This window comes from Gillisia lutea, assembly GCF_021568705.1.
In the GTDB taxonomy this organism is placed as follows: domain Bacteria; phylum Bacteroidota; class Bacteroidia; order Flavobacteriales; family Flavobacteriaceae; genus Gillisia; species Gillisia lutea.
Window position 1 is genome coordinate 608,364 of record NZ_JAKGTH010000007.1, and the last position, 10,785, is coordinate 619,148.

13 protein-coding genes and 1 tRNA gene are annotated in these 10,785 nt (G+C 39.1%); 13 read left to right on the forward strand and 1 reads right to left on the reverse strand.

Annotation, left to right across the window (positions count from 1 at the left end; translation table 11 throughout):
• The first annotated feature begins 26 nt into the window (after positions 1–26).
• Both L1I30_RS07080 and L1I30_RS07085 read left to right on the forward strand, forming a co-directional pair.
• Complete coding sequence (locus L1I30_RS07080; RefSeq protein ID WP_236133569.1) at positions 27–1,079, forward strand: cytochrome-c peroxidase; 1,053 nt, start codon at positions 27–29, stop codon at positions 1,077–1,079.
• Positions 1,054–2,052, forward strand: coding sequence for a transporter family protein (locus L1I30_RS07085; RefSeq protein WP_236133570.1), 999 nt, complete (start codon positions 1,054–1,056; stop codon positions 2,050–2,052). Before L1I30_RS07080 ends, L1I30_RS07085 begins: the two co-directional genes overlap by 26 nt.
• A 143-nt stretch (positions 2,053–2,195) precedes the next feature.
• On the opposite strand, the gene L1I30_RS07090 is transcribed toward L1I30_RS07085, so the two are convergent.
• Positions 2,196–2,269: transfer RNA gene (locus L1I30_RS07090), tRNA-Pro, on the reverse strand.
• 145 nt (positions 2,270–2,414) lie between these two features.
• Between L1I30_RS07090 and L1I30_RS07095 the strand changes: the two genes are divergently transcribed.
• From L1I30_RS07095 to L1I30_RS07145, 11 genes are all read left to right on the forward strand, one after another.
• Positions 2,415–3,047, forward strand: coding sequence for a Crp/Fnr family transcriptional regulator (locus L1I30_RS07095; RefSeq protein ID WP_236133571.1), 633 nt, complete (start codon positions 2,415–2,417; stop codon positions 3,045–3,047).
• Positions 3,048–3,120: 73 nt separating this feature from the next.
• A complete protein-coding gene (locus tag L1I30_RS07100) occupies positions 3,121–3,924 on the forward strand; it encodes a sulfite exporter TauE/SafE family protein (RefSeq protein WP_236133572.1) in 804 nt (267 codons plus the stop codon).
• 12 nt (positions 3,925–3,936) lie between these two features.
• Positions 3,937–4,305 carry a rhodanese-like domain-containing protein gene (locus tag L1I30_RS07105; RefSeq protein ID WP_236133573.1) on the forward strand — a complete coding sequence of 123 codons (369 nt, stop codon included), beginning with the start codon at positions 3,937–3,939 and terminating at the stop codon, positions 4,303–4,305.
• 24 nt (positions 4,306–4,329) lie between these two features.
• Positions 4,330–4,722: a methyltransferase family protein gene (locus L1I30_RS07110; RefSeq protein WP_236133574.1), complete on the forward strand. Its 393-nt coding sequence runs from the start codon at positions 4,330–4,332 to the stop codon at positions 4,720–4,722.
• Between the two features lie 137 nt (positions 4,723–4,859).
• Positions 4,860–6,164: a cytochrome ubiquinol oxidase subunit I gene (locus L1I30_RS07115; protein ID WP_236133575.1), complete on the forward strand. Its 1,305-nt coding sequence runs from the start codon at positions 4,860–4,862 to the stop codon at positions 6,162–6,164.
• The gene (locus tag L1I30_RS07120) at positions 6,164–7,192 is read left to right on the forward strand and encodes a cytochrome d ubiquinol oxidase subunit II (protein WP_236133576.1); all 1,029 of its coding nucleotides are present in this window, start codon (positions 6,164–6,166) and stop codon (positions 7,190–7,192) included. The genes L1I30_RS07115 and L1I30_RS07120 overlap by 1 nt, the downstream gene beginning before the upstream one ends.
• A 2-nt stretch (positions 7,193–7,194) precedes the next feature.
• Positions 7,195–7,809: a class I SAM-dependent methyltransferase gene (locus L1I30_RS07125; RefSeq protein WP_236133577.1), complete on the forward strand. Its 615-nt coding sequence runs from the start codon at positions 7,195–7,197 to the stop codon at positions 7,807–7,809.
• A gap of 13 nt (positions 7,810–7,822) precedes the next feature.
• A complete protein-coding gene (locus L1I30_RS07130; protein WP_236133578.1) occupies positions 7,823–8,857 on the forward strand; it encodes an MBL fold metallo-hydrolase in 1,035 nt (344 codons plus the stop codon).
• A 75-nt stretch (positions 8,858–8,932) separates the two neighbouring features.
• A complete protein-coding gene (locus L1I30_RS07135; RefSeq protein ID WP_236133579.1) occupies positions 8,933–9,625 on the forward strand; it encodes a nitroreductase family protein in 693 nt (230 codons plus the stop codon).
• A 269-nt stretch (positions 9,626–9,894) separates the two neighbouring features.
• Positions 9,895–10,311: a DUF4288 domain-containing protein gene (locus L1I30_RS07140; protein ID WP_236133580.1), complete on the forward strand. Its 417-nt coding sequence runs from the start codon at positions 9,895–9,897 to the stop codon at positions 10,309–10,311.
• A 251-nt stretch (positions 10,312–10,562) separates the two neighbouring features.
• Positions 10,563–10,785, forward strand: a 223-nt coding sequence (locus L1I30_RS07145; protein WP_236133581.1) for a helix-turn-helix domain-containing protein, incomplete at its 3' end; no start/stop codon positions are given.

Consider the following 10,785-nt stretch of genomic DNA (forward strand, 5'->3'; position numbering starts at 1 on the left):
TACTTTTTAGTCTGCTTTTTCTCAAAATGAAAAAACAATTTAACAAAATAGTGTTGGTAATAGTTGCCCTCCAGTTTTTAGCTTGCTCTAAAGATGAAGAGGTTTATATTCCTATTAACAACACATTGGAAATAGATATCCCGGAAAATTTTCCAGAAATTAATTACAATCTCACCGCTAATCCTCCTACCGAGAATGGTTTTGAGTTAGGGAAGAAGTTGTTCTATGACGGGCAGTTATCTGCGAACGGAGTTATTTCCTGCGGATTTTGCCATGAGCAGCGTTTCGCTTTCACCCATCACGGCCATCAGTTCAGTCATGGAATTGATGATCTTGAAGGGATAAGAAATGCGCCTGCTATTCAAAATATGGCATTTCAGAAGGAGTTTGCCTGGGACGGAGCTACCTCTCACTTAGACCTTTTTCCTATAATTCCTATAACCAACCCTGCAGAAATGGGCGAAACTCTGTCGTGTATCTTAGAAAAACTAATGGCAGATGCTGAATATAAACAGCTCTTTGCTGCAGCTTTTGATGATGGGGAAATAAACAATGAGAATTTCCTGAAGGCCTTGTCACAATTTATGGTGATGATGATCTCTTCCAACTCGAAGTATGATAAATATGTGAGAAAGGAAGACGAGGTGCGATTTACCGAGGAAGAAGAGGAAGGTTTGGCCATCTTTCAGCAAAAATGCGCCAGTTGCCATAAAACCGATCTTTTCACCGATGATGCTTTCCGCAATAATGGTCTGCCACCATACCCCGGTATCAACGATCTTGGTAGGGCAGAGGTTAGCGGCAGTGTTGCCGATAATTATAAATTTAAAGTGCCCAGCCTACGAAATGTGGCAGTTACCGAACCTTATATGCATGACGGGCGGTTCGGGAGTTTGAGATCTGTGCTGGATTTCTATGATAACGGGGTACAGGACTCTGAGACCTTAGATCCTATTTTAAAACAAAATGAAAGGTTGGGAATTGCATTGAGCAATGAAGAAAAACAGGCATTAATTGCCTTTTTGAATACACTAACCGATGAAACTTATTTAAATGATGAACGTTTTGCAGAATATTAAAAAATATGCCTGGTCACTATTGCTTTTTGTAAGCATATATCAGGTGAAAGCTACAGAGAAGGACAGTATTTCGGTGTTCTCGAAAAATCATTTTATTTTCGAATACTACGATTGCGATGTTTGTGGTTGCGGAAGTAGTGGTGGTAGTATGGGCTATGGTACAATTGGAAATGCCAATTTTGTAGGTGTGCGATATATACATCAGGAATATCGTTCTAAGCAGGGTATTTACAATAACTCTCCCTGGATAGATGAAAATTTTAATACACTGCAGGCCTGGGCGCGTATTCCCCTGAGTTCCAAAATCCAGATAAATGCAATTGTGCCCTATCATTTTCACGAGCGGGAACTAATTGATGGATCCCAAAAGATAGATGGTTTGGGAGATATTAGCATAATAGGTTTTTACAAACTTATCACTCCGCAATTGGACGGATTACTACCGGAGCAAAAAACACTCTTTAAACATAACCTTGAAGTAGGTGCCGGCTTGAAACTGCCAACTGGAGAATATCACGGTGAGAACAATCAAGGCAGTGTAAACCCCAGTTTTCAGGTGGGAACCGGAAGTTGGGATGTATTACTGGCAGGAGATTACTCTGTGAGCTATAAAAATTGGGGTGCTGGAGTGATGGCCAATTACACCTTTAAAACCAAGAATGATGAGGAATATCAGTTTGGCGATCAGTTCAATTATGGCTTGAATGTGTACCGCAGCTATACAACTATGAAGATGCAAACTTTTACACCAGTTATTGGAATTGCCGGAGAAATCTTTGGTGAGAACGAGAGTTATGGCCTAGGTGTTCAGGATACTAAGGGAAATGTATTATTTAGCCGCCTCGGATTAGAATCTAATTTTGGTAAATTTTCTGCCGGGGTTAATGTTATGCTCCCTCTTGTTCAGGATCTCAATTCGGGCAATGTGGAAGTGAAAAGCAGGTTAGGTATTCATTTTAACTTCAATATATAAAAAAATAAAAAGGAACTGCAGTAATAACAGTTCCTTTTTATTTTAAAATTAAATTCTTCTACATTCCATATGAATTCTGAAAACCTGTAGCTGATGTTAATTAGCAACAGGTTTTTCAGTTTTTTATGAAGTAATAGAAAAAGTCGGGATGACAGGATTTGAACCTGCGACCCTACGCCCCCCAGACGTATACGCTACCAGACTGCGCCACATCCCGATTCAGTTTTAAGTGATCTTCAAAAGTTTCTCACTTTTACAAACTTGCAATTATGTGGCAAATTAAATAGCTTAGATCATAGTATCAAAATATTATTTAATAATTTTAGAGCTCTTATTAATATATACATATCAACCCTTATAGAATGACAACATTGCTGAATGAGGCTTATTCCTTTATTTTTGAAGAAGAACTCTTAAAAGAGATCGAAGAGGTGGGAGTTCTTAGAATTGTAAAAGAAGGAGAACGAATCATCGAAATTGGAGATTATGTAAAGGCGATGCCCTTACTTATTGAAGGAGCCATCAAAATTTTGCGAGAAGATAAAGATGGCGACGAGCTGTTACTATATTTCCTGGAACGTGGTGATACCTGTGCCATGACGCTTTCCTGCTGCTTGGGGGAAACCAAAAGTGAGATTAGAGCTGTTGCCGAAATGGAAACCAAGATCATCATGATCCCTATTGAAAAAATGGAGGAATGGACGGCTAAATATAAGAGTTGGAGAGATTTCGTTTTTCAGAGTTACCATTCTCGCTTAACAGAAATGTTGGACACCATAGATACCATCGCTTTCATGAATATGGATCAGCGCCTCATGCGTTACCTACAGGATAAAGCAAAGATCAATCAAAATGAAGTATTGCAAATTACACATCAAAATATAGCATACGATTTACATACCTCCCGGGTAGTGGTTTCCAGACTGCTTAAAAAACTGGAATTGGAAGGAAAGATAAAATTACAGCGCAATAGCATTAAGGTAATAGACCTGTAAACCCCTTTGTAACCAATGTTACTGTGCAGCATAAGCTAACCCGCTACTTTTGCATCGAATTAAAATCTAACGAATGGCATTAATCGATATTTTGGGATATGTAGGCGCATTAATTATTGGTCTTGTATTAGGTCTAACCGGAGGTGGCGGCTCCATACTTACTGTTCCGGTGTTGGTATATGTTCTAGGTTATAATCCGGTAATTGCTACCGGATATTCCTTATTTATAGTTGGGGCATCCTCATCGTTTGGAGCGTTACGAAATATTCAGAAGGGATTGATCAATTATAAAACCTCTTTGATATTTGCTATCCCTGCAGTTATAGCGGTTTTCTCTACTAGAAGATTTTTGGTTCCTGCAATTCCGGAAGTGGTATTCAGCCTAGGTGATTTTGAAGTAACTAAGGATATTCTTATAATGGTCTTTTTCGCGGTATTGATGCTTTTAGCGTCCATATCTATGATAAAAGAACAAAAGGATACAGTAATTGCCCAAAATGGGGAACGCCACATTAAATATGGATCTTTAATAGTATTGGGTGCAGCTACCGGATTAATAACCGGAACAGTAGGTGCCGGGGGAGGGTTTATTATCGTCCCAATTCTGGTATTACTGGCAAAACTTCCTATGAAAGAAGCGGTGGGAACATCACTTTTTATTATCGCGATAAATTCTTTACTAGGCTTTTTGGGAGATTTAAGTCATATAGATGTAGACTGGATTTTCTTACTTAGTTTTACATTTATAGCCATTATTGGTATCTTCATTGGTATCTATTTGAACAAGTTTATAGATGGGAAGAAACTGAAGAAGTCATTCGGGTGGTTTGTATTAATTATGGGTATCTATATCATCTACAAAGAGATAACCCAGTAAAAACGGAAATAGATGAATTTTTTAAAACTTTTTATACTTATGGGATTTTTCAGTTCAATATTTGGAGCCTCGGCACAGTCCAGCGATAAAGTAAGCGTTCTTTCGGTAACCGAGTTCAAAGAACAGATAAATAACGGGAAAGTTACAGTAATAGATGTAAGGACCCCACAGGAATACAAAGAAGGACATATTAAAAATGCAAAGAACTATAACTTCTTTGATGTAGATTTTACAAGTAAATTTAGTTCCTTAAAAAAGGATCAGCCCGTATATTTGTATTGTAGAAGTGGTAACCGAAGCAATAAAGCGGCGCATAAATTAGCGACAATGGGCTTCGAGAAGATCTACGACCTAAAAGGAGGCTATATGGCCTGGAGATAATCGCAGTTTTTTATGTGATATAAAATGAAACTTCAAAATAAAGATATAACCTATGTGGGCATTCAGTTAATGCTTTTCATAGGTTATTTTTTTGAAGTTCATTCTCTTAGATTTACACTCCCGAGCTATCTAATTTGGACATGTATTGCTTTTCTGGTCCTTGGATTAGGATTGATACTTGCTGCACTAGTTCAGATAAATACCCGACTTTCGGTATTTCCTAGCCCAAAAGATAATGCCATTCTATTAACAGAGGGAGTTTTTAAAATAATGCGGCATCCCATTTATACAGGAATTATAATAAACCTGTTGGCAATAGCTCTTATGATGGGGTCGGGATTTAAGTTAGTTATTAGTTTTTTAGTACTGCTTTTATTTCATTTTAAGTCCAATTATGAAGAAGAAAAACTAAGGTAGAAATTCCCAAATTACACCGCTTACAGTCGGGCTACCGGAAAATTTTTACCTAAATTTAAGCTGAAATGAACTGAAGGACGATACTTACTTAAAGTATTTGTTTTCAGTATAGTATTAGATCAATTAAAATCATTCTCATGGAGAATTTAGATTTTGCCAGGTTACAAATGGCCTTTACCTTAGGCTTCCACATTATTTTTGCGTGTATAGGGATGGTAATGCCCTTTTTTATGATCGTTTCCCACAAGAAATGGTTGAATACACGCGATCCTATTTATTTAAAACTTACCAAGGCCTGGCAAAAAGGAGTTGCTATCTTTTTTGTGACCGGGGCGGTATCGGGAACGGCATTGTCTTTTGAACTCGGACTCTTATGGCCTGGGTTCATGGAGCATGCGGGCCCTATTATTGGGATGCCGTTTTCTCTAGAGGGTGCCGCCTTCTTTGTAGAAGCGCTTGCACTTGGTTTTTATTTATACGGCTGGGATAAGCTCCCTGAAAAATTCCATTGGTTTACGGGGGTGATCATCGGGATTAGCGGGGTAGCCTCGGGAATATTGGTAGTTTCGGCAAATAGCTGGATGAATGCCCCTTCCGGTTTCGATTATAATAATGGGGTGTTTAGCAATATAGATCCGGTAAAGGCGATGTTGAATCCCGCCTGGTTCACTGAAGCTTTGCATATGACGTTGGCTGCTTTTGTGGCCACAAGTTTTGCTGTGGCCGGAGTTCATGCCTTGCAGATCTTCAGAAAGAAACAAATAGAACTTCATACTAAAGCCTTTAAAATCGCTATTCTCTTTGGTGCGGTGGCAGCCATCTTACAGCCAATAAGTGGAGATCTTTCAGCTAAAGATGTGGCAGAACGACAACCCGTGAAACTTGCAGCTTTAGAAGCGCATTATGAAACAGAAAAAGGTGCACCGCTCTATATTGGTGGGATTGTAGATGAAGAAAAAAAGGAAGTTTCCTATAAAATTGAAATCCCCAAAGCCCTGTCATTTTTAGCATTTGGCGATTTTGATGCTGAGGTAAAAGGCTTGAATGATTTTCCGGAAGACGAACTTCCGCCTGTTGCCGTGGTGCATTATGCATTCCAGATTATGGTTGGTATCGGGACCTTACTTATGCTGGCTGGCTTGCTGTACTTTATCAGTTTGAAGAAAAAGTCATTATTAGAAAACAGAAAATTCTGGCTCTTTTTTATCTTTTTAGCACCCTTAGGCTTTGTGGCCTTGGAAGCGGGATGGGTGGTAACCGAAGTTGGACGCCAACCCTGGATCATTCACGGTATCATGAAAACCAAAGATGCGGTAACTCCTATGCCGGGAATGAAATATAGTTTTTATATGTATGTACTGCTATATGTGGTGCTGGGAATTACGGTTACCTGGCTTATGAATAGACAGATAAAGGCACTTAACTCTTCAAAAGATTCCTGATGCTCTACGTTGTACTTTTTTTCACGCTCTTCTCCTTATTCCTCTATGTGCTATTGGGCGGTGCCGACTTTGGTGCGGGAATAGTGGAGCTGTTTTCTTCTTCAGAAAATAAAAAGATCACCCGAGATACTGCTTACCGAGTTATGGGTCCCGTGTGGGAGGTCAACCACATCTGGCTAATCATTTTAATAGTGATCATGTGGATCGCTTTTCCCGTGTATTTTAATGTGATAGTTATCTATATGCACGTGCCAATTACCTTGGTGTTGCTTGGTATTACTATGCGTGGAGTGGCTTTTATCTTCAGGCATTACGATGCGGTAGTAGATAAGTCTCAACATCTCTACAACTGGATGTTCAGGATTTCAAGTTTTATCACTCCGGTATTTATAGGAATGACTTTTGGCGCGCTCATTGGCGGAAAGATCATTAGAACTCAGGATTATGAGAATTTCGGATTTTATGAATTATTCATGGCGCCGTGGCTCAATACCTTTAGTTTACTGGTTGGCTTGTTCTATGCCGCTTTATGCGCTTTTCTTGCCGCCACCTTGCTTATTGGGGAGACCGAAGGGAATGACAGAAAAATGTACAGTCGGAAATCTGCCTATGCTACCATAGTTCTGGTAGTGATAGGTTTCATATTGTTGGTTTATGGCTATTATAACGAGATGGTATTTATCACCGATTTTATTCATAATCCTGTTTCCATTATCGCGGTAAGCTTTTCAGGAATATTATTAATTCCCTTATGGAAATCTATTAGAAATCAGAGTAGCGTTTGGAGTAGATGGCTTGCGGGCTTACAGGTGGTACTCATACTTTTTGCCGCCATATATGCTCATTTCCCTCATATTATTATCATGGCCGGAGAAGAATTGAGTTTGTTGGAGAATATTGCTCCACCATCGGTAATTACCAATTTAGGGATCATGCTCTTAATTGGAGGTTCGGTAATATTACCCGGACTTTTCAATTTGATGAGGTCCTTCAATATGATCAAAATTTTCAATAAAAATGCAAATTAAAAATGAACGATAAAAAAGCACACTGGGAGAAGATATATACCACCAAAGAACTTACCGATGTAAGTTGGTACCAGAATAAACCTCAAACTTCTCTGGATCTTATTGCTGAATTGAAGCTGAATAAAGATGCCAGAATAATTGATATAGGTGGGGGAGACAGTTTTCTGGTGGAATATCTATTGGATGATGGCTATACCGATATCACTGTTTTAGATATTTCTGAAGCTGCGCTGGCACGTGCAAAGAAACGTTTGGGCGAGAAGGCTGCTGCAGTAAAATGGATAGTGGCCGATGCTGCTACTTTTGAAACGGAAGAGCAATACGATCTCTGGCATGATAGAGCCGCCTTTCATTTTTTAACCGAAGAAAGTCAGGTGTCTCATTATATTTCGACTTTAAGAAAAGCGATCGCGAAGAACGGCGCTGTAGTGCTGGGAACCTTTTCTCGCAGCGGACCTTTAAAATGCAGTGGAATTGCCATTCAGCAATATTCTATTGAGGAAATGAAGGCCTTATTGGAAGAAGATTTTGAGGCTACACATTGTGAAAATATAGATCATCATACCCCTTTTGATACCGTGCAGAATTTTACCTTCTGTAGTTTCAAGCGGAGGTAATATATAAAGAAGTATGGATTTTAAGACATTTGGAAAGAAACCTTCGGGAGCACGAAAAATGAGGATTGAAAGTGCGTTCAATTACAGCGAGGGGGAATTCAGGAATGTGGAACCTACTTCTGTGAACCCCAACAATGTTCCTATGTTGAAGATATTGAAGGAGTTCATGAATAAACCTGCTTCGGTAAAACCGCCACAGGAACTACCAAATATCAAGACCAATCTTTCCGCAATTACCTCCAATACCCCTGCGGTGGTTTGGTTTGGACATTCTTCCTATTTTATAAATTCCAATGGCTACACTATTCTAGTAGATCCTGTTTTTAGTGGAAATGCTTCTCCTGTTAGTTTCTTCGGAAGATCATTTCCCGGAGCCGACAAGTATGAAATTGAAGATTTCCCGGAGATCGACCTGCTGATTCTTACCCATGATCATTACGATCATCTGGATTTGCCCAGCATTCAAAAGCTTCGTGCCAAGACCAAGAAGATAGTGACCTCTTTGGGGGTTGGCGCGCATTTGGAATATTGGGGAGTAGCAGCTTCCAAGATCACCGAACTAAACTGGTGGGAGCGGGAAGAGCTGAATGCCAGTACTCAAATTACCGCCACGCCTTCCCGACATTTCTCGGGCAGAGGAATTAAAAGAGCACAGACGCTCTGGTCTTCTTTTGTTCTGGAAATTGGAAACCACAAGATCTTTATTGGTGCCGATTCTGGCTATGATGCACAGTTCAAGAAGATAGGGAAGGAGTTTGGAGCTTTTGATCTCGCATTTTTGGAATGTGGTCAGTATGGCGTACACTGGCCACAAATACATATGTTCCCGGAGCAAACAGTACAAGCCGCAAAAGATTTGAACACCAAAATGCTGTTTCCGGTACATTGGGGGAAATTTGTACTTTCCAATCACCCGTGGAACGAATCTATAAAACGATTGGTAACCGCCGCAGAGATCTTACAACAAGACTATGTTTCCCCGCAAATAGGGGAGGTGTTCTATCTTGGGCAAACGCATGAACAAAAATTTTGGTGGGAGCTGGAGTGATCATTTAGACTTCCACATATTTTTTTAGGAGGAAATAGCTCTTTTTAGATACATTGTGTAAAATTTAAAAGGCACATGAGTTCACCAAAGGAGATAGACATACATGGTTTTAAACATATTAAATACCAAAGCGAAACGTACATCCGGGAAGAAATGCTTTCTAAAAGCGCCAATTTCTATACCTGGTTGGATAAGCGCCGCTCGGTTCGTGAATTTGCTGATACTCCCGTGCCTAAGCAAGTTATCGAGAATCTTATTAAAGCAGCTTCTACTGCGCCCAGTGGCGCCCATAAACAACCTTGGACTTTCTGTGCAATTTCTAATGCCACATTAAAGACCAAGATTAGAGCCGCTGCCGAAAATGAGGAAAAGGAAAATTATAATGGCAGGATGAGCGAACGCTGGAAAGAAGATCTTCTGGCTTTGGCTACCAATGCTGATAAGCCTTTTCTGGAAAATGCTCCCTGGCTTATCATCGTATTTAAAAGAGCCTATGAGCTGGATGCTCAAGGTGTAAAGCACAATAACTATTATGTGAATGAAAGTGTAGGCATTGCCTGCGGGATGCTTATTGCTGCCATCCACAATGCCGGACTGGTAACTTTAACCCACACGCCCAGCCCCATGAACTTTTTAAGCAAGGTGTTGGAGCGCCCTGCCAACGAACGCCCTTTTTTATTACTTCCCGTAGGCTATCCCCAAGACCCCGTTTACGTACCCGCCTTAGAACGCAAAACTTTAGAAGAGGTAAGTGTGTTCTATGAATAACAACTAGTTGTTTTCTCTTTAATTGGTATACCTAGGAGTTAGTAAGTTTGTTTTAAAGCTTATAATTGCTGAATATTTAATGATTTGAGCGATTTTTGTTGAAGATGTTAAGAATCCGTTCATAACTAATGCCAAATATTTCAATTTTCAGGAGTTATAAATGCTATTTTTGAGACAAACAAATAGATAAACCCTACTAATATCCCTTTTTATACTTCCCTAGATAGTAGTTTTAGGATGAATATAACTAGTTGGCTACAATTTGAGAAATGAAAATACAAGAAAAAATATCGAACGAAAACGGAAATTGGTATATCGCTGAAATTATTGAAAAATGTGAGCCAGTTGACCGCAGTGAAAAACAAGAATTGCGAAGAGTGACAACTTGGGGAAATCATCATTTAATTAAAGCAAAATCTGCAAAAGAAGCATTTGAAAAAGCTGAAAAACTCGGAAAAGAAGCTGAATATAAATTTACCAATACTGACAAAATTGAAATGGAATGGATTTTTATTGGTATTGGAGAATTAATCCCAATTTATGAGGAATTTATTGAAGATGGAGCTGAATTAATGTGGACTGATTACGGATTTATATCTGACCGAAAAACAAATCGAATGGCACGTTCTAAAAAGGAAATTTTGGACGGAATTAAACCTAAACCAAACTTGCCAAAAAGAAAATGATTAACGAAAATCTGACTGAATTAGAAACTGAAGAGAATAAAAAAAACTGTAGCCAACACCGGCTATAGTTCATTGCGGCGGAATTTCATAACTGAAATTCCTGCGTATTTGCTAACTTTGGTTTACGGCGGAATAGTTCTGCCGAACCATTCCGCAACGAAACCATAGCCAAACACGTTAGGCGCTATATTTTTAAATGTACTTTCCTGAAATAGGTTGACTAAAAATTAAACCTTTTAGCACTATACCTAATGAAAGAACAAAATGAACACTGTCGAAAAAATTCCTACAAAAAAGTAGGTTATGATCTCAAGCTGGTTATTATCGATCAAATCCAAAATGCACAGATCTCTATTAATTATGCATCCGAGAAATATCAGGTTTCCAGAGCTTCTATCTATTACTGGTTGAAAAAATACAGAAAAAATAGAGGAACTGGAGTTTGTAAAAGACTTTCAACAAGACATTATTGCT

Bases quoted from the DNA above. Each gene is read 5' to 3' on its own strand.
- L1I30_RS07095 (WP_236133571.1), top strand. From the start codon at position 2,415: ATGACAACATTGCTGAATGAGGCTTATTCCTTTATTTTTGAAGAAGAA.
- L1I30_RS07125 (WP_236133577.1), top strand. From the start codon at position 7,195: ATGAACGATAAAAAAGCACACTGGGAGAAGATATATACCACCAAAGAA.
- L1I30_RS07105 (WP_236133573.1), top strand. From the start codon at position 3,937: ATGAATTTTTTAAAACTTTTTATACTTATGGGATTTTTCAGTTCAATA.
- L1I30_RS07085 (WP_236133570.1), top strand. From the start codon at position 1,054: ATGATGAACGTTTTGCAGAATATTAAAAAATATGCCTGGTCACTATTG.
- L1I30_RS07110 (WP_236133574.1), top strand. From the start codon at position 4,330: ATGAAACTTCAAAATAAAGATATAACCTATGTGGGCATTCAGTTAATG.
- L1I30_RS07130 (WP_236133578.1), top strand. From the start codon at position 7,823: ATGGATTTTAAGACATTTGGAAAGAAACCTTCGGGAGCACGAAAAATG.
- L1I30_RS07140 (WP_236133580.1), top strand. From the start codon at position 9,895: ATGAAAATACAAGAAAAAATATCGAACGAAAACGGAAATTGGTATATC.
- L1I30_RS07120 (WP_236133576.1), top strand. From the start codon at position 6,164: ATGCTCTACGTTGTACTTTTTTTCACGCTCTTCTCCTTATTCCTCTAT.
- L1I30_RS07135 (WP_236133579.1), top strand. From the start codon at position 8,933: ATGAGTTCACCAAAGGAGATAGACATACATGGTTTTAAACATATTAAA.
- L1I30_RS07100 (WP_236133572.1), top strand. From the start codon at position 3,121: ATGGCATTAATCGATATTTTGGGATATGTAGGCGCATTAATTATTGGT.
- L1I30_RS07080 (WP_236133569.1), top strand. From the start codon at position 27: ATGAAAAAACAATTTAACAAAATAGTGTTGGTAATAGTTGCCCTCCAG.
- L1I30_RS07115 (WP_236133575.1), top strand. From the start codon at position 4,860: ATGGAGAATTTAGATTTTGCCAGGTTACAAATGGCCTTTACCTTAGGC.